Genomic DNA, 18,478 nt, shown 5'->3' with positions numbered 1-18,478 from the left:
GCCGCCACGGCGGTCCATAACAACAAAAACAGGAGTCACTTCCATGCGTCTAGCCAACAAGACTGCCATCGTCACCGGCGCCGGTTCCGGCTTTGGTGAGGGGATCGCCAAGACCTTCGCCCAGCAGGGCGCCCGGGTCATCGTCGCCGACATGAACGCCACGGGCGGCCAGCGGGTGGTGGACGAGATCCGCGCCGCCGGCGGCCAGGCCCACTTCATCGAGGTCAACGTGGCCCAGGACGCCAGCGTTGGCGCCTTGCTGCGCAACACCCTGGAGCACTACGGCGGCCTGGACATCGTGGTCAACAATGCCGGCACCACCCACCGCAACCGGCCGATGCTGGAAGTCGACGAGGCCGAGTTCGACCGGGTGTTTGCGGTCAACGTGAAAAGCATCTTCCTCAGCGCCAAGCACTTCGTGCCGCATTTTCGCGGCCAGGGCGGCGGGGTGTTCATCAACATTGCCTCCACCGCGGCGATCCGGCCGCGCCCGGGGCTGGTCTGGTACAACGGCAGCAAGGGCGCGGTGGTAGTGATGAGCAAGACCATGGCCGCCGAGCTCGGGCCGGACAACATTCGTGTCAACTGCGTCAACCCGGTGGTCGGCGCCACGGCCCTGCTCAGTGAGTTCATGGGCGTGCCGGACACCCCGGAAAACCGCCAGAAATTCATGGCCACCATTCCCCTGGGGCGCTTCTCCACCCCCCAGGACGTGGCCAATGCCTGCCTGTACCTGGCCTCCGATGAGGCGGCGTTCATCACCGGCACCTGCCTGGAAGTGGATGGTGGACGTTGCGTCTGATGATCTGTAAAACCCTCCAGGCCCGCGGGTAATCCGTGCTTTGTGTAGCCGCTGCCGCAGGCTGCGAACGGCCCGCAGGGCCGCACAGTTCAAGCGGGCGCCGGGGCTTGACGGTTGATCGCCAGGCAAGGCCCTGCGTGCCTTTTCGCAGCCTCGCCGTGGCTCGGCAGCGGCTACAGCCAGTGTCAATCCGGGTTGGTGTAGCCGCTGCCGCAGGCTGCGAACAGCCCGCAGGGCCGCACAGTTCCAGAGGGCGCCTGGGCTTGACGGTTGATCGCCAGGCAAGGCCCTGCGGGCCTTTTCGCAGCCTCGCCGTGGCTCGGCAGCGGCTACAGCCAGTGTCAATCCGGGTTGGTGTAGCCGCTGCCGCAGGCTGCGAACGGCCCGCAGGGCCGCACAGTTCCAGCGGGCGCCTGGGGTTGACGGTTGATCGCCAGGCAAGGCCCTGCGGGCCTTTTCGCAGCCTCGCCGTGGCTCGGCAGCGGCTACAGCCAGTGTCAATCCGGGCTGGTGTAGCCGCTGCCGCAGGCTGCGAACGGCCCGCAGGGCCGCACAGTTCCAGAGGGCGCCTGGGCTTGACGGTTGATCACCCAAGCAAGGCCCTGCGGGCATTTTCGCCCGCTTCAACCCAATCAATGGAGTGCATTCGACATGTGTGGGATCGATAACGACAAGAACCACCCCAATACCAAGCAGCTGCTTGAAGGTCTGCCAAAGAACTGGGGCAAGTGGGGCCCGGACGACGAGGTCGGTGCCCTCAACTACCTGCAACAGGCCGAGGTGCTGCGCGGTGTTGCTGCGGTGCGCCAGGGCAAGACCTTCACCCTGCAGGTGCAGATCGGCCACCCCGGCGGCGACCCGATGTGGCCGGCGCGCAACCCCTCGATGCGCTTCAACACCCTGGACCGCAGCCACTATCAGGCCGGCAAGCAGCCGTCCATGACCGGCGGTGCCGAGTACTGCGACGACGTGATCTTCATGCAACTGCAGGGCTCGACCCAGTACGACGCCCTGGGCCACGCCTGGTACGACAACCAGTTGTGGAACGGCTACGACGCCAGCAGCACCGTCGGCGGCATGGCCAAGGCCAGCGTGCTGCCGATTGCCGAGCGCGGCGTGGTGGGCCGCGCGGTGCTGATCGACATGGCCCGGCACCGCGGCAAGAAGTACCTGGGCCGCGGCGAAACCTTCAATCACCTGGACCTGCTGGCCGCCGCCAAGGCCCAGGGCGTGGCCATCGAGAAGCGCGACATCCTGATCATCCGCACCGGCTCCATGGGCGCCTTCTACGAGTACGGCAAGACCGAGTTCTTCAAGGACCTGGTGGAGCCCGGGCTGACCTACAGCCGCGAACTGGTGGACTGGTTCAACCAGATGGAGATCCCCAACCTGGTCACCGACACCATCGCCAACGAAGTGATCACCGACCCGGTGTCCGGGGTGCAGATCCCGCTGCACTGCGCGCTGATGCGCAACCTGGGGATCGCCTTCACCGAGATCGTGCTGCTCGAAGACCTGGCCGAGGATTGCGCCGCCGACGGCCAGTGGACCTTCCTCTACACCGCTGCGCCGTTGAAGATCGTCGGCGGCAGCGGGGCACCGGTGAACCCCATCGTCATCAAGTAGGCGGCGCTTGCTGGTGGAGAGGCGGGCGCAGGGTTTATCCTGCGCCCCCTCACCAAGACCGATAGGGATCATCGACCGATCATGCATGACGATTCGCACTCGCCGGACTGCAGCTGCTGCCTGGATCACGCCAATGCCCATCAGGGCGTACTCGATACCCTGGAGTTGATGGCCGACCACCCCGAGGCCAGCGAGGACGACATCGTCCAACTGCTGCAGGCGCGTGGCTACTCGGCCATCGCCGCGGAAAAACTCAACGCCTTCGTGCCATCGGCCCTGGCCTGGATCGTGCTCAAGCGCCTGGGGGTGAAACACCTGCCCAACCACTTCATCGCCCTGGATGAGGAGGGTGAGGAGGTCCGGGTTCCGGTGGCCGACCAGCACTACTTCACCGCCGCGCTGACCCTGGCCTACAACACCTTCGAAAACGGCTGGAGCGAGGTGCTGCCGCGCAAGACCTACGAAATGGTGGCTGGCCGCAGCGCCGAAATGGCCATGGCCAACGAGGCGCTGTATGCCGGGGAGTCCCTGCAGGGGTCCACCCTGGAGCCCGTGCAACTGCTGCGTCTGGATGCCCGGGCGGCGCTTGAGTAAGCGCGCGGACACTGGCGGGCCGCAGGTCATGGGGTTACCCTGCGGCTGTTTTTTTTGAGACCGATATGGACCTTCGCCTCCCGTGACCGATACCTGCCCGCCCAACGGCGCGCATTGCGCCGAATACCCCGACCACCAGACCGCCCACCAGGCCGTGGTCGAAGCCCTGCAAGTGATGGGCGCCCACCCCAAGGCCAGCGAAGACGAGATCGTGCAGATGCTCCAGGCCCGTGGCTACTCGGCCATCGTCGCCGAGAAGCTCAACGCCTTTGTGCCCTCGGCCCTGAGCTGGCCGCTGCTCAAGCGCCTGGGGGTGGAGACCTTCGTCGGTCACTTCGTCGCCTACGACGACAATGGCCAGGAGGTGCAGATCCCGGTTTCCAGCCAGCACTATTTCACCGCCGCGCTGATGCTGGCCTACAACACGCTCGAAGCGGGTTGGAGCGAGGAGTTGCCCCACGGCACCTTTGTCAGCGTGACGCAACACAGCGCCGAGATGAACGCGGCGAACAAGATGTTGAACCAGGGCGGCAGCCTGGAGGGCGGGACGATCGGGCCCTTGAAGTTGCTGCGGCTGAGCGCCAGCGAGGTGCTGGGGCAAGCCCCTAGCTGATGTAGATGATCTTCGACACCAGCTCGGCGCTGTTCTTGGCCTGCAGCTTCTTCATCAGGCGGGCGCGGTGCACCTCCACCGTGCGGTGGGAAATCGCCAGTTTGCGCGCCACTTCCTTGCAGGTCAGGCCGTTGACGATGTGCAGCGAGATCTCGCGCTCGCGTGGGGTCAGGCGCACGGTGGGCGCCAGCTGCCGGTCCAGGCGTTCGAAGTGCCAGATCATCAGCCCGAACGGGTCGTCCGGGGTCAGGGAAAAACCATGGGCCCGGGCCCAGAACACTTCGCCGTTGCGGTGCTGCATAAAGCGTTCGTCCGTGTAGGACGCGCCCTGGCCGTTGCGCAGCCAGTGTTCGCTGCGTTCGCCAATGCTCTGGTAATCGGCCTGGGAGGGGTACAGCAACAGGGTCAGGTGATCCAGCAGTTGTTCGCGCTCATAGCCGAACAGGCGCAGGAAGGCCTGGTTGCAATCGAGCATGCGCCGATGCCCGGTGATCAACTGCGGTGCGGGGGAAACCTGGAAGGCCAGGCGCTCTAGGTCCTGGAGCTGCTGGGCATATACGGTCATGGGGCATCCTGCCTCGTGGAAGTCGGTACGCCGCTCTGGCGAGCGGGGTACTACTTACTGCTGTACGTAGTTGCCCCAACTAGCGTCTGATTTCGGCGCTCGCCATTGTAAGGAATGCCCGCTTCAAGCACAGAAGAAAATCACCATGACCCATGCTTCCGTATCCATTGTTGCTGCTGCCCACACGTCTTTCGGCCGTCTGCAGGGCTCGACCCTCGAGGACCTGATTGTCCAGGTCACTCGTGAAGCCCTGGCGGATGCCGCGATTGACGCCGCCGAGATCGACGCCCTGTTCCTCGGACACTTCAACTCAGGCCTGGTGCCGGACGGTTTTCCGGCCTCGCTGATGCTGCAGGCCGATCCGCAATTGCGCTTCAAACCGGCCACCCGCTGCGAGAACGCCTGCGCCTCGGGCTCGGCGGCGATTCAGGCCGGGGTCAATGCGATCCGCAGCGGCGCCGCTGAACTGGTGCTGGTGGTGGGGGCGGAAAAGATGACCGGCAACTCCACCGCCGAGGTCACCCAAGCCCTGGCCGGAGCCGGTTACCAGAATGATCCGCAGGAGGCCGGCCTGAGCTTTGCGCAGCTGTTTGCCCGGGTCGCGCAGCAGTACACCGAGCGCTACCACAGCCCGCTGGCCTCGATGGCGGCGATTGCGGTGAAGAACCACAGCAATGCCATGGCCAACCCGCTGGCGCAGATGCATCGGCCGATGGACTTCGAGCATTGCAACAATGTGTCCCAGAGCAATCCGCTGATTGCGCCGTCGCTGCGCCTCACCGACTGCTCGCTGATCAGCGACGGCGCGGCGGCCATTGTCCTGGCGTCACCGCAGCGCGCCCGCTCGTTCCGGCGCGAGGTGGCGATCCGCTCCCTGAGCCAGGTCAATGACCTGCTGCCGATGGCCAGTCGCGACATCCTCGCCTTCGACGGCCCGCAGCGGGCCATCCACGGCGCCTTGCGCGAGGCCGGGGTAAGCCTGGGGGACATGAACTTCGCCGAGGTCCACGACTGCTTCACCATCGCCGAGCTGTTGATCTACGAGGCCATGGGCCTGGCGCCCAAGGGCGAAGGCCATCGGGCGCTGGACGAGGGCATCGTGCGCCAGGGCGGTCGTTTGCCGGTCAACCTGTCCGGTGGGCTCAAGGCCAAGGGCCACCCGGTGGGCGCCACCGGGGTCTCGATGCATGCCCTGGGCTTTCGCCAATTGATCGGCGAGCCCATTGGTCTGGGCGTGCCCCGTGCCGAGTTCGGCTTGCTGTTCAACATGGGCGGGATGGCGGTAGCCAACTACGCGTCGGTCCTGCAAGCGGTCAGGACCTGAGCATGAACATCGCTCATTGGCTGCTGGATGCGGCTCAACGCTGGCCCCAGCGTCCAGCGCTGTTCGCGGGCTGCCGCCAGGTGGCCGACTATCAGGACTTCGCAACCCGGGTCCGGGCTCGGGCCCTGCACCTGCGTCAAGGTCACGGCATCGCCCCGGGGGAGCGGGTGGCGTTGCTGATGAAGAACAGTTGCGACTACCTGGAACTGCTCTACGCCATCTGGTGGAGCGGGGCGGTGGCGGTGCCGGTCAACAGCAAGCTGCATCCGCGGGAGGCGGCCTGGATTGTCGGCAACGCCGGGGCTCGGGCGATCTATACCGACAGCGGGCGGACTTTCGAGCTTAAGGACTTGCCGGACAACTGCCGCGAGTTGCCCGGTTACGCCAGCCCCGCGCCGGCGCCAGCCCCGGGCCACGAGCTGCTGGAGCCCTGTCCGCGCAGGGACGATGATCTGGCCTGGCTGTTCTACACCTCGGGCACCACCGGCCGTTCCAAGGGGGTGATGCTGTCCCATGGCAACCTGATGGCCATGTCGCTGTGCTACCCGCTGGATGTGGACTCGGTGCAGGCCACTGATGCGGTGGTCTATGCCGCGCCGATGTCGCACGGGGCCGGGCTCTACAACTTCATTCACGTGCGCTGCGGGGCCCGGCATGTGGTGCCGGAGTCACGGGGGTTCGATGCGCAGGAGCTGTTCGGGTTGGCGCAGGAACTGGGGCAGGTCAGCCTGTTTGCCGCCCCGACCATGGTCAAGCGCATGGTCGAGCAGGCCCGGCAGCAAGGCTATGACGGCGCGGGGATCAAGACCCTTGTCTACGGTGGGGCCCCCATGTACCTGGCGGACCTGGGCCAGGCCCTGGAGACCTTCGGCCCGCGGTTGGTGCAGATCTACGGCCAGGGCGAGTGCCCGATGACCATCAGCGCCCTGTCCCGGGAGCTGATCGCCGACCGCGAGCATCCCGACTGGCCCGCAATCGCGGCCTCGGTGGGGCGGCCGCAGTCCTGTGTGGAGGTGCGGATAGTCGATGCCGATGGACAGCGCCTGGGCCCCGGCGAACCCGGGGAAATCGCTGTGCGCGGGGCCCCGGTGATGCACGGCTACTGGGACAACCCGTCAGCCACTCAGGCGGCCCTGGTGGACGGCTGGTTGCTCACCGGCGATATCGGCTTTCTCGACAGTCGCGGGATGCTGACCCTCACGGACCGCTCCAAGGATGTGATCATTTCCGGTGGCAGCAATATCTACCCACGGGAAGTGGAAGAGGTGCTGATGCAGCATCCCGGGGTGTTCGAGGTCTGCGTGGTGGGGCAGGCGGATGCCGAGTGGGGCGAATCGGTGGTGGCTTTCGTGGTGCTGCGCTGCCCTGGCGGCCTCGATGCTCAGGCACTCAACCAATGGTTCGTGACCCGCATGGCCTCGTTCAAGAAGCCCAGGAAATACCTGTTTTGCCGCGAGCTGCCCAAGAACAGCTACGGCAAGATTCTCAAGACCCGCTTGCGCCAGTGGTTGCAGGACCCCACAGGGTCCATCGCCGACCTCTGAAAGATTTTTTCCATGGACAGCAATACGACAGGAGTCTCCCAACATGGACATGACCTCTTGCAATCCCCAGCGCCAGCGGCGCCGGGCCTTTATCGGCGCGACCTCGGGCCACTTGATCGAGTGGTACGACTACGGCGTCTATGGGTTCCTGGCGCTGTACATCGGCAAGGCGTTCTTCGTCTCCGATGACCCCACCAGCAGCCTCTTGGCGAGCTTTGCGGCCTTTGCCCTGAGCTTTTTCATCCGTCCCCTGGGCGGGCTGTTCTTCGGCCCCCTGGCGGACAAGATCGGTCGGCGCAAGACCCTGATCACCGTACTGATGCTGATGGCCGGTTCCACCTGCCTGCTGGGCCTGCTGCCGACCTACGCCAGCATCGGCATCGCCGCGCCGATCCTCCTGGTGCTGATCCGCTGCGTGCAGGGGTTTTCCGCCGGAGGCGAGATCGGCACCATCACCAGCTTCATTTCCGAATACGCCGGGCCCGGGCGCCGGGGCTTTGCCACCTGCTGGCTGATGGTCACCGCGGTGCTCGGCCTGTTGCTGGGCGGCGCCGTGGCCAATGGCATGACCTGGGCCCTGGGGGCCGAGTTGATGCAGGACTGGGGCTGGCGAATTCCGTTCCTGATCGCCGGCCCCCTGGGGTTCATCTCGCTGTACATCCGCCTGAAGCTCGAAGACAGCCCGGAGTTCCTGGCCCTGGTGCACGCCGGAGAGACCTCCAAGGCACCGCTGCGGGAGGTCTGGCAGTGGAAGCGCTCGATTGCCCTGGTGTTCTTCATCATCACCCTGCACAGCTCGATCTTTTACCTGGTGCTGACCTTCGCCTCGACCTACATGTCCAACACCCTCAAGTTCGACAGCGGCACTACCTTGCTTTACGTGTTCGTCGCCAGCCTCTCGGCGGCGCTGGTCATGCCCCTGGGCGGCGCCTTCACCGACCGCTACGGACGCAAGCCGTTCCTGATGGTGATCGGCACCCTGGCCACCCTGGCCATGTACTGGTTCTTCAAGAACGCGCCCAACGCCACCCCGGCCACGCTGTTCTGGCCGCTGATGGCGGTGGCGATCCTGTTCGGACTCTACGCCTCCTCGACCTACGCCCTGATGAGCGAACTGCTGCCGACCCGCATCCGCTCCACCGGGATTGCCGTGGCCTACAACATTCCCGTGGCAGTGTTCGGTGGCAGTGCACCGTTGATCTCCACCTGGCTGATCAAGCTCACCGGCGACATCACCTCGCCCTGGTATTTCTACGTGGCCACCGGGGTGGTGTCGTTGATTGCCCTGGTGGTGCTGCGCAAGGAGGACTTTGTCGCCTGCGCTCCCGGCTCGCACACCCCAGGCAGCCTGGCACCCCCGTTGCTGGTCAACCCGGCGCCTTGAGCCAGCAGGCCGGCTGCGGCCTGGGGGATTCAGCAGGTGGGGGGCAGCAGGTGCGGGATTCAGGAGCCCTGGGGTTTCCAGCATGCCGCCGGTGGCGCGGCACCGGCACAGGCGCGGTTTTGGCCATACAGCGGTTTTGCCGGCTTGCGGGTTACCGCGCTGTTGCGGGTCCTGATGCAGGTGCGGGTATAGCGGTGCATCTGGTTCAGCGCCAGGTTGCGCAGCCCCTTGGGGCAGATCAACAGGGCCTCGCCGAAAGAGAAGAGTTGAAAGCCCTGAACTTCCAGGCGCTGCTCCGAGGTCAGGCGGGTGTTCCACATCAGTGGGTCCAGGTCATGCAGTTCGAGGTCATCGTGCAGCACGAATCGTTCGACTCCGTCCTGACGCACATCCAGGCTGCCGGCGGCCTTGTAGGTGATCTGGCTCATGGCCCCGGGCAGCACCAGAAGAAAGGCTGCGGCCAGGAGCAGGGTGCACATCAGGGCATAGAAGACCCGTTTGTAGGGACTACCGGCCTTGCAGTAGAAGAACACGATGGGCAGCAAGGAGAAGAGCAGCCCCAGGAAGTTCAACAAGGCTGGTAAGTGTGGCGAGTCATTGGACACTTCGTTGCTGTAGGCATTGATGATCAGCAGGCTGGTGAAGATCCCCGAGATCACCGTGCCCAGCAGGCAGAGTGTCAGGGTCACGAACAGGCCACCCCAGGTGCCCCTGCCCGCAACGGGGTGTTTCTCCAGACTGCTGTGGATCACGCGTTTGAACGCGGGGCGTGACATCACCAGCCTTGTCACCAGTACCACCACCGCCACCAGTATCAGCGACGCCAGTGCCTCACCCAGATGCACGTAGTAGCTGAGCACGATCAGAGTCAGGAAGCCTGCCAGGACCGGCAAGGTCAGCCATACCACCACATCGTTCATGTGTTCTGGAGTGTTGCGAAACACATCGTTTGCCAGCCCGAACAGTAGGGTGGTGACCGTAAGCAGCAGCAAGTAGATCAGCATGAGAAACAGCACCATGACCAGCCAGACCACCAGCGCCGATCTGGCATCGATGGAGGCCATGAACAGGTCGGTGCGGCCGATGGCCCGGGTGTACATGTACAGGCTGAACAGCCCCAGCGCGGCGGCGCTCAGGCCGATGACGGTGCCGATCTGGCTCCAGTAGTTGAGGACGCGTTTGAGGTTTTTCCTGAACACCTCTTCAAAGGTGGGTCCTGCGACTTGCATGTGGGCACTCCCTGGCAACGACGATGGCGGCGGGAGTAGAACAAGACGAGGGGGCTCTGTCGGTGCTTTTGCACGCAGGACCGGGCTCCGACAGTGCCGCTCCCGGGCCCAGTCTTTCAGGCTCGCGCCTCAGCGGTATTGCGCCGCCGCTTGCAGCGGTGTCCGCCCCTTGCGCCCGGCCGTCAGGCGATAGGCAATGGCCAGCCAGACGAACCACGCCGGCATCACGCACAGGGCCATGCGGGTATCCGGGCGCAGGGCCAGCAAGGCCAGGACGAACAGCAGGAACGCCAGGGCGAACCAGGCCATGGGCACGCCGCCGGGCATCTTGTACTGGGAACCGGCGTGCAGTTCAGGGTGCTTTTTGCGGTAGGCGATGTAGGACGCGAGGATGGTCGACCAGGTGAAGATCACCAGGATCGCCGACACCGTCGACACCAGGGTGAAGGCGGTCATCACCTCCGGAACCACGTACAGCAACAGCACCCCCAGCAGCATCAGCAGGCTGGTGAAGGCCAGGCTGATCACCGGAACGCTATGCCCTGACAGGCGTTTGAACACGCGTGGTGCGTTGCCCTGGTCCGCCAGGCCGAAGAGCATGCGACTGGCGGAGAACACGCCGCTGTTGGCCGAGGAAGCCGCGGAGGTCAGCACCACGAAATTGACGATGCCCGCCGCAGCCGGAAAGCCGGCGATCAGGAACAACTCCACGAACGGGCTCTTGCTCGGCGACACCTGCTGCCAGGAGGTCACGGCGATGATGCATGCCAGGGCCAGCACATAGAACAGGATGATGCGCAGCGGAATCGCGTTGATGGCCCGGGGCAGGGTCCGGCGCGGGTCGCGGGTCTCCGCCGCTGCGGTGCCGATCAGCTCGGTGCCGGCAAAGGAGAAGATCGCCATCTGGAAACCGGCGAAGAAGCCCAGCAGGCCGTTGGGAAAGGCGGCTTGGCGTTCCAGCAGGTGGTTCAGGGAGGCGCTCACCCCGGACGGCGAGACAAAGGCGGTGGCGATCAGCACCAGGCTCACCGCGATCAGGGTGACCACGGCGATGATCTTGATGATGGCGAACCAGAACTCCACCTCGCCGAACAGTTTCACCGTCAGCACGTTGAGGGCGAACAGGGTCAGCATCATGGCGATGGCGGGAACCCAGGCCGGCACATCGGGGAACCAGTACTGGAAGAAGCCGCCCACCACCACGGCATCGCCCACCACCGCGACACTCCAGCTCAGTCAGTAGGACCAGCCGAGGAAGAACGCCGCCTGGGGCCCCAGGTAGGCACCGGCGAAATCGGCAAAGCTCTTGAAGTTCAGGTTCGACAGCAGCAGCTCGCCCATGGCGCGCATCACCAGGTACACGAACAGGCCGATGATCATGTAGATCAGGATGATCGAGGTGCCGGACATGGCGATGATCTTGCCCGAGCCCATGAACAGCCCGGTGCCGATGGCGCCGCCCATGGCCATGAGCTGGATATGACGGTTATGCAGGGTGCGTTGCAGCGTCGGGTGCTCGGAGGCCCCGAAGGTATCTGGATTCATCACAAAACCTCTTGATTTTATAGTTGTCGAGTTTTGGCAGTGGAAGGTCGTTGGGGGCTGCGGTCTGTAATTGTTGTGGTGCAGCCGGGTCAGGTATTGCCCGTGAACAGGGGCACGAGGCCGGTTCCCTGTTCATGGGCCACAGGAGCGCTCTTTCAGCCGGCGGTGATCCGTCGTGGTGCCGTCGCCAGGGAGGCGGGGCGCTGTTGCAGCAACTGGTACAGGTCCTTGATATTGGCCGGCGTGGGCACCAGCTGAATCTGCTCGCCGATGCCGTGCTGGCGTGCCAGGTCATGCAGGTAGCGCAGGGACGCGAAGTCTTCCAGGGCGAAACCCACCGAGTCGAACACCGTGACCTGGGCCTCATGCTCGCGGCCCGGCGCCAGGCCCTGGGCAATGCGGAAGTACTCGGTGACCGGGAAGTGTGCCGGCATCTGCTGGATATCGCCCTCGATGCGGGTCTGGGGTTCGAACTCGACGATCACCCGGGCGTTGCGCAGGATGTCCGCGTGCAGCTCGGTCTTGCCCGGGCAATCGCCGCCCACGGCGTTGAGGTGCATGCCTGGCTCGATCAGTTCGGGGGTGAGGATGGTGGCGTAGGCCTTGTCCGCGGTGACCGTGGTCACGATGTCCGCGCCCTTGACCGCATCGGCCACCGAGTCGGCGATGCGCACCTCGAGCCCTGGCCAGGTCTGCAGGTTGTGCTTGAGCTTGTGGGACGCTTCAACGTCGATGTCGAAGATCCGCAGCTCGCTGATGCCGAGCATTTCATGGAAGGCGATGGCCTGGAATTCACTCTGGGCGCCGTTGCCGATGAGTGCCATGCGGCGGGCGTCCTTGCGGGCCAGGGATTGCGCCACCAGCGCTGAAGTGGCGGCGGTGCGCACCGCAGTGGTCAGGGTCAGCTCGCTGAGCAGCACCGGGTAGCCGCTGTCGACCTGGGCCAGCACGCCGAAAGCCATCACCGTCAGCAGGTGCCGGGCGGGATTGCCGGGGTGGCCATTGACGTACTTGAACGCGTACTGCTGGCCATCGTCGGCGGGCATCAGCTCGATGACGCCAGTGGCGGAGTGATTGGCGGTGCGCGGGGATTTCTCGAAGGCTTGCCAGCGCTGGTAGTCGGCCTGGATGTAGCCGGCCATTTCCCGGATCGCCCGGCCTATGCCCAGGCGCGAATACAGGTCCGCTGCGTGATCCACATCGATGAACAAGGTCATGTCTTTTCCCTCTCGGTCAGAACGTTGAAAACTGCTGGGCAGTGCGACGCTGGTGCATTAGCGGTTGGCATGGCCGTGGAGCACATTGACCGCGTTGATGCCGATCTCATCCACCATGTAGCCGCCCTCCATGACGAACAACGTGGGTACGCCCACGCCGGCGATGACCTGGCCCATGCCGAGGAAATCCTCGCTTTCCAGAAGGAAGTGGCTGATGGGATCGTCCTTGAAGGTGTCGACGCCCAGGGACACCACCAGCAGCTCCGGGGAGAACTCGCGAAGCCGGGCGCAGGCCTGGATCAGTGCTTCCCGGTAACGCTGCCAGGTGGTGCCTCGGGGCAGGGGGACGTTCAGGTTGCAGCCTTCGCCGGCGCCGGCCCCACGCTCCGCGGCGAACCCCGAGTAGTAGGGGTAGGAGACCGCTGGATCGCCGTGCAGCGAGACGAACAGGACGTCATCACGCTCGTAGAAAATGTTCTGGGTGCCGTTGCCGTGGTGGAAGTCCACGTCCAGCACCGCCACGCGTTTCGCGCCCCGGGTCACGGCGTGTTGCGCGGCAATGGCGGCGTTGTTCAGGTAGCAGTAGCCCCCCATGTATTCCCGTGCCGCGTGATGGCCCGGCGGACGGCACAGGGCAAAGGCACTGTCCTGGCCTTCGTCGATCAGCGCCAGGCCGGTGAGGGCAATATCGGCGCTGGTGCGCACGGCATTCCAGGTGGTGGCGGTGATGGGCGAGCCGGCATCCATGGCGAAGAAGCCCAGCTTGCCGTCGATGAACTCCGGCACCTGCTGGTTGGCCAGGTCGCGTACCGGCCACACCAGGGGCAGGGCGTCGTGGCTGCGGCCGGTGGCGCGCCATTCGCTCCAGGCGCTTTCCAGGAAGGTCACGTAGCGTTCGCTGTGGGCGGCGACGTAGCAGGAGCGGTCGAAACGGCGGGGGACGATGATGTCGCCAAGCCCCACGTGCCTGACCCGGTCGCGGACCGTATCGGCCCGGCTGGGTTGCTCGAAGGAGGGCTTGAGCACCCCATCCTTCAACTCGGTGCCGTGGTGCAGGCGGTGGGATTCGCTGAAGACGGTAAGCATGCTGAACGCATCCATTGTTGTTGTCCGGTGCAAATAGTTTGTTCCGGCATGGCTGCGACTTCTTTGCTTTTTGTTCTGATGGAATTAGAGTTTTGGGTAATATTTTTCCATTGAGTGGCTACTTGTGAAAAAAATGACTCGAAGGGTGTCCCTGGACGAAACCGACCTGGCGATCCTCGCCCTGTTGCAGCAGGACGCGAGCATTTCCAACGCCGAACTCAGCGAGCGCCTGTCCCTGAGCCTCACCCCCTGCTGGCGCCGGCGCAAACGCATGGAAGAGGAGGGGGTGATCAAGGATTACCAGGCCAACCTCGATCGGCGCCTGCTGGGGCTGGACATCATGGCCTTCGTGCATGTGCGTTTTGCCACCCACTCCGACCAGACTCCGGATGACTTCGAGGCGGTGATCATGCGGTTGCCCGAGGTCCAGGCCTGCCACAAGATCACCGGTGACGCCGACTACCTGTTGCAGGTGCTGGCCCAGGACCTGGACAGCTACAGCGATTTTGTCGAGCAGGTGCTCAGGCGCCAGCCGGGCATCGCCTCGATCCAGTCGAGCCTGGCGCTGCGGGAGATCAAGGCCACCAGTCGCCTGGCAATTGCCCCGGCACCGGCCCGTTGAGTCGAACCCCGGTTACTGGAATTCTCCGCTGAGTCAGGTGGCCGTCTTCTAGGCGACTTCACGGCTGTCGGGCTTTGTGCGCCGCCTGCAAGGTCCGGCGCACGCCTTCGGCATAGGGCGTCTTGGCGATGGGCCCGATCAAGCCTGGCAGGGCCGGGGAAACCTTGAAACGGCCGCTTTCGAAATCCTCGAAAGAGAACAGCGAGGCGTTCAGGCCAGCGGCCAGCACTGCCTCGTACTCGTCCAGGTAGTGCTCGTCCGGGCATTTGGGGTCGAACGGGTCGCTGCGATACAGCAGGTGCATGGCAGGTTCCATCAAGTGAAAGTGGGGCTGGGTCGAGGGACGCGGTGAGGATGGCGTTCGAACGGTGGATGATAACGGCATTTTTGCAGGCTTTGTTCCTGGGTCTGCAGCGCCTCACATCCCTGCACGTTTATTCACAGAAAATCACTGACTGCAGACAGATTCCAACGTTTGCCATGAGGATACTGGTGCGCCTTCCGAGGAGCCTCCCAAGGAGCCTGAAGGATCGACGTGACCAGAGGAAACCCCCCATGCGTTCCATGCTTGCAACCTTGCTGATCAGCACCTTGGGCGCGATGCCCCTGGCCCATGCCACCGAGCCTCTGGCGTTTCACGAGGTGTTCGACGACATCAAGCCTGACCAGCCCGGTTGCGCCGCCGGGGTGATGCGCGGCGCCAAAACGATCTGGAGCGCAGGGTACGGCGCTGCCGACCTGGCCACGGGCCGGGCGATCCAGGCCGATACCCTGTTCAACCTGGCCTCGGTGTCCAAGCAGTTCACCGGTTTTGCCATCCTTGAGCTCGAAGCCCAAGGTCGCCTGGATCTGAATGACTCGATCCGGCGCTTTGTGCCTGAGCTGCCGGCCTATGCCGAGGGCATCCAGATCCGTCATCTGCTGCACCACACCTCGGGCCTGCAGGACTACATGCTGCTGGCGGAGTTGGCGGGGATTCCCCTGACCCAGCGCTTCACCCAGCAACAGGCCCTGGATCTGCTGTTCAAGCAGAACGCCCTGATGTTTCCCCCCGGCAGCGAATTCAGCTACAGCAACAGCGGTTATGTACTGCTGTCGAGCATCGCCGAGCGAGCCGCCGGCATGCCCCTCAAGGACTACAGTCGAGCCCATCTGTTCGAGCCCCTGGGCATGAGTCGCTCGAGCATTGTCGATCAGTACCCGGTGCAGTTGCCGAACCTGGCCCAGGGCTATGAACAGGGCGAGCCGTCCAAGGGCCCCGAAGCCGTGGACGCCCGCTGGGAACAGACCGGCGACGGTCAGGTGCACAGCACTGTGGCAGACCTGATGCTGTGGTTGCGCAACCTGTCCACGGGGCGGGTCGGGGGCACGGCGCTGGTGGAGAAGATGCGCCAGACCGAGCCCTTCAACGACGGTGACCCGGGCTATTACGGCATGGGCCTGGCCAACCGCAGTTATCGGGGCCTGCAAGAGGTGTCCCACAGCGGCAGTTGGGCCGGTTTCAGCACCGATGTGGCCTGGTACCCGAAGCTGGATGTGGCCACTGTGGTCCTGTGCAACAGCACGGAAGGGGAGGCGTCGGAGCGCGGGCATCGCTTGCTGGATGTCCTGCTGGGCCCGTCCTGGTTGCCCCGGGACACGGGCATTCCGGCGCCGCCGCCGAGCATCAAGGCGGTGCCCAAGGCGTTCTTGAATACCTTGGTGGCCGGCACCTACCTGGATGATCTCGGTCATCAGTTCCAGCTGCAACGCACCGGCAAGGGGTTTGTCCTGGACACCTTTCATGAGGTCCTGCCGTTGCTCCGCCAGAGCGATCAACTGATGGTGGCGGACAACGACGGCATCCCGATCTATCTCGCGGCGGCACCGGGGGCACGGATCGTCGGCAACAACCCGGCCTCGACCTACGTCCTGGCCCCGGCTTGGAAACCCGAGGATATTCGTCGTTATGTCGGCCTCTACGCGCTGCAAACCAGCCCCGGACAGCTCAAGGTCTACCCCCGGCAAGGCAAGCTCTACGTACGTATCGGCCAGCACAGCTATCCTTTGCAGCCGCTGACGACGGAGCGCTTTCGCGCCGGTGAACTGGGGGTGATCAGCTTTGCCGAGGAGGGTGCCGTGTTGACCAGCAGCGTGGCGCGCAATCTGCGCTTCAGGAAGGTGACGGGGCAATAGCCTCGGGCCGCATGTTGGTAACGGACAGTCGGGGCCTTCTTGCAGCCTTTTGAGGCGAGCATTTTAGACCTGGAAGCCCCACCACCTGCCCGGCACCTCGGACCAGGACCTTTGGGGGACTACCAGTGGTCAACCAGTTGCTTGACCTGCGACGCATCGTGGCACCGCAGCAGCGCTTGGCGAAAGCGTGGATTGGAAAACAGCCGGGCAGTGTCCGCCAGCAGTTCCAGGTGTTGCTGATCGGCGGGGGCGGGCACCAGCAGCACGAGGATATCGCTCACCGGCTGCTGGTCGGGGGCGGCAAAGGCCATGGCGGTCTGCGGCCGCAGGTACAGCGCATGGATGCTGTCGAGCTCGGCGAGCCGCGCATGGGGCACGGCCACACCGTCGCCGATGGCGGTACTGGCGGCCAGTTCCCGGCGCCACAGACTGGCCGTGACCCAATCGCCGGGCAGTTGCCGGGTCTCTTGAAGATGCTGGCCAACCTGATCGAACAGGCGCTGTTTGTTCGAGATATTGACGTCGAGGAGGATGTCCTCGACCTGCAGATAGCGGGCAAGCTTGCTCATGGGCTTCTCCGGTCGTTTCAGACTTGGCTCAAGGAGAATTGAAGCGCATTTGCCTGGCTGGGTCAGTGGCGGCCGGGCAGTCTTTACGAACTCTTTAGATGGGGGCTGGCGGGTGGAAAGGGAGTGGCCGAGGAGGGTGGAGTTCTTGTGGGGGATCTGTTCAAAGACGATGGCGCCGTTGGTGTAGATGGGCGCGGCTTTGCGCGGTTTTTCACCGCTCCACAGGTATTCCTCGCCGATGATGTGTTGTTCGCTGTGGGCGTAGTGTGTGCCGCGTTTGTTGCTGCGGCTGAAGTTAAACTTGCGCGTGCGACGGCCGAAGGCGTCGTAGTTGTAGCGCCAGTGTTCGTTGTTGGGGGTGTAGAGGTCGGTGAGGCGATTGTCGCTGTTCCAGCGGTATTGCCAGCGCTGGGGGCGGAAGCCGTGGCGGTCGACGATTTTTTCGGCCAGGCGGCCGCAGGCGTCGTAGCGGTAGCGGTTGGCCCCGGACTTGACCACGCGCCCGCCTTTTTGCTCGGCCTTGACGCCCATGCCCTTTGCGCTGTGGATCTGCCCTTCGCTGAGCAGATTCAGGGCGTTGTCGTAGAGCCATTGCTGCGGCTGGCCCTGGCCCAGGTGGGCGGCGATCAGTTGCTGGTTGGCGTTGTAGCGGTACTGGCTCTGGCCCCAGCGGTTGTCGTCAATCTGGATCGGGTTGAAGGCTTTGTCGTAGCGGTAGTGGCGTTCGACAAAGGAGTTTGCGGCCGCGCCGGCCTTTTGCTCGGTCAGCAAGCTGAGGCGGTTGTAGTGCTGGTGCAGGTTGAAGCCAGCCGTGCTGCTGCACTGGGTGTCTCATACTTTTAAATTGATAATTATAAATTTATTTAGGCTCACAAATAAAAATCCAACAATTCGATTATTGATTTTTCAATAATCCTCCGCCTGCGATTGCACCTTATAGCTTTAAGGTGAGGTAATATTTCTTTGCTTAACTCCAAAACCAATGACTCCATGCTCTGATTCAGTTCGTCAAGTCTATTGTCTGACATGATTGCTAAATATTTTTCCATCAGGCAATACTCTGCATGATTCGGCTCTTTGATCAGATCTAAGTTTTCGTCAACTGACCCACAAAGGTAACGGATTGGGTTTTTTAATCGATATCCGCAATATTTATTTTCTGAAAAGATAAAGCTAAAGTCTTTTTTTATATGTATGTGAGTGACGCTTGAAGAGGGAGTGAAATTTAGACAGGTCAGTTCTTTTTTTTCTGCATTAAAGTTTCTTAGCTTTGTAGGTTCTAATAAAAAATGTTTTGGGTTTTTAAGTTTTATTTCACCCCAGCAAGATGAGTGTTCACTTAAATTATTTTTTGTATTTTTATTGGGGACGGAAAGTTCGGAATTTACGAGGTCGCCATAAATATTAAACAAAAAAAACTCTGAGTTTTCAGATATCCAATGTTCAGAGCCAATGCCTGGTTTTCCATTTGAGAGAGAGATGACTGATGAGTTTCCCCCGAAAGCATACTTTATTGTAAAATTCTCATAAATGGTATGAGGTAAGGGGTAAGTTTTAATCTGCATGCATGAAATATTAAGCAT

General features: G+C 63.1%; 16 protein-coding genes and 1 pseudogene. 9 read left to right on the top strand and 8 right to left on the bottom strand.

Annotation, left to right across the window (positions count from 1 at the left end; all coding sequences use genetic code 11):
* Positions 1-43 precede the first annotated feature (43 nt).
* The 4 genes from J5M73_RS16865 to J5M73_RS16850 all read left to right on the top strand — a co-directional run bounded on the left by J5M73_RS16865 (position 44) and on the right by J5M73_RS16850 (position 3,635).
* Positions 44-802, top strand: a complete 759-nt coding sequence (locus tag J5M73_RS16865) for an SDR family oxidoreductase (protein WP_102864896.1) — start codon at positions 44-46, stop codon at positions 800-802.
* Positions 803-1,453: 651 nt separating this feature from the next.
* Complete coding sequence (locus J5M73_RS16860; RefSeq protein WP_102864897.1) at positions 1,454-2,428, top strand: cyclase family protein; 975 nt, start codon at positions 1,454-1,456, stop codon at positions 2,426-2,428.
* Between the two features lie 81 nt (positions 2,429-2,509).
* Complete coding sequence (locus tag J5M73_RS16855; protein ID WP_102864898.1) at positions 2,510-3,022, top strand: hypothetical protein; 513 nt, start codon at positions 2,510-2,512, stop codon at positions 3,020-3,022.
* Positions 3,023-3,104: 82 nt separating this feature from the next.
* Positions 3,105-3,635, top strand: a complete 531-nt coding sequence (locus J5M73_RS16850) for a hypothetical protein (protein ID WP_102864899.1) — start codon at positions 3,105-3,107, stop codon at positions 3,633-3,635.
* Here J5M73_RS16850 and J5M73_RS16845 read toward each other — a convergent pair.
* Positions 3,628-4,200 carry a LuxR C-terminal-related transcriptional regulator gene (locus J5M73_RS16845; protein ID WP_016967597.1) on the bottom strand — a complete coding sequence of 191 codons (573 nt, stop codon included), beginning with the start codon at positions 4,198-4,200 and terminating at the stop codon, positions 3,628-3,630. The two genes, J5M73_RS16850 and J5M73_RS16845, sit on opposite strands and share 8 nt — an antisense overlap.
* Before the next feature lie 145 nt (positions 4,201-4,345).
* On the opposite strand from J5M73_RS16845, the gene J5M73_RS16840 reads away from it, so the two are divergent.
* From J5M73_RS16840 to J5M73_RS16830, 3 genes are read left to right on the top strand one after another with little or no spacing between them, the layout of a single operon-like run.
* Complete coding sequence (locus J5M73_RS16840; RefSeq protein WP_102864900.1) at positions 4,346-5,524, top strand: acetyl-CoA acetyltransferase; 1,179 nt, start codon at positions 4,346-4,348, stop codon at positions 5,522-5,524.
* A 2-nt stretch (positions 5,525-5,526) separates the two neighbouring features.
* Complete coding sequence (locus tag J5M73_RS16835; protein ID WP_102864901.1) at positions 5,527-7,068, top strand: AMP-binding protein; 1,542 nt, start codon at positions 5,527-5,529, stop codon at positions 7,066-7,068.
* A gap of 43 nt (positions 7,069-7,111) precedes the next feature.
* Positions 7,112-8,452, top strand: coding sequence for an MFS transporter (locus J5M73_RS16830; protein WP_102864902.1), 1,341 nt, complete (start codon positions 7,112-7,114; stop codon positions 8,450-8,452).
* Positions 8,453-8,511: 59 nt separating this feature from the next.
* Here the strand turns inward: J5M73_RS16830 and J5M73_RS16825 are convergent, their stop codons facing one another.
* From J5M73_RS16825 to J5M73_RS16810, 4 genes and pseudogenes are all read right to left on the bottom strand, one after another.
* Positions 8,512-9,681, bottom strand: coding sequence for a hypothetical protein (locus tag J5M73_RS16825; RefSeq protein WP_102864903.1), 1,170 nt, complete (start codon positions 9,679-9,681; stop codon positions 8,512-8,514).
* Positions 9,682-9,810: 129 nt separating this feature from the next.
* Positions 9,811-11,226: pseudogene (locus J5M73_RS16820) on the bottom strand (amino acid permease).
* A 155-nt stretch (positions 11,227-11,381) separates the two neighbouring features.
* Positions 11,382-12,443 (bottom strand): ornithine cyclodeaminase, encoded by a 1,062-nt coding sequence (locus J5M73_RS16815; RefSeq protein WP_102864904.1) that lies wholly within the window; start codon positions 12,441-12,443, stop codon positions 11,382-11,384.
* 57 nt (positions 12,444-12,500) lie between these two features.
* Positions 12,501-13,529 carry a histone deacetylase family protein gene (locus J5M73_RS16810; RefSeq protein WP_180988620.1) on the bottom strand — a complete coding sequence of 343 codons (1,029 nt, stop codon included), beginning with the start codon at positions 13,527-13,529 and terminating at the stop codon, positions 12,501-12,503.
* 133 nt (positions 13,530-13,662) lie between these two features.
* Between J5M73_RS16810 and J5M73_RS16805 the strand changes: the two genes are divergently transcribed.
* Positions 13,663-14,151, top strand: a complete 489-nt coding sequence (locus tag J5M73_RS16805) for an Lrp/AsnC family transcriptional regulator (protein WP_170004083.1) — start codon at positions 13,663-13,665, stop codon at positions 14,149-14,151.
* A 58-nt stretch (positions 14,152-14,209) separates the two neighbouring features.
* On the opposite strand, the gene J5M73_RS16800 is transcribed toward J5M73_RS16805, so the two are convergent.
* Positions 14,210-14,455, bottom strand: a complete 246-nt coding sequence (locus tag J5M73_RS16800) for a hypothetical protein (protein ID WP_102864907.1) — start codon at positions 14,453-14,455, stop codon at positions 14,210-14,212.
* Between the two features lie 251 nt (positions 14,456-14,706).
* Here J5M73_RS16800 and J5M73_RS16795 point away from each other — a divergent pair, with 251 nt between their 5' ends.
* Positions 14,707-16,326: a serine hydrolase domain-containing protein gene (locus J5M73_RS16795; RefSeq protein WP_102864908.1), complete on the top strand. Its 1,620-nt coding sequence runs from the start codon at positions 14,707-14,709 to the stop codon at positions 16,324-16,326.
* Positions 16,327-16,445: 119 nt separating this feature from the next.
* Here the strand turns inward: J5M73_RS16795 and J5M73_RS16790 are convergent, their stop codons facing one another.
* Positions 16,446-17,666, bottom strand: a complete 1,221-nt coding sequence (locus J5M73_RS16790; protein ID WP_102864909.1) for a PTS sugar transporter subunit IIA — start codon at positions 17,664-17,666, stop codon at positions 16,446-16,448.
* A gap of 98 nt (positions 17,667-17,764) precedes the next feature.
* Entirely contained in the window at positions 17,765-18,478 is a 714-nt protein-coding gene (locus J5M73_RS16785) for a hypothetical protein (protein WP_146036433.1), read from the bottom strand.

This window comes from Pseudomonas sp. 50_B, assembly GCF_017491625.1.
Classification (GTDB): Bacteria; Pseudomonadota; Gammaproteobacteria; order Pseudomonadales; family Pseudomonadaceae; genus Aquipseudomonas; species Aquipseudomonas danubii.
The sequence above is the reverse complement of the archived record's forward strand: the minus strand, read 5'-3'. Positions and strand labels throughout refer to the sequence as shown.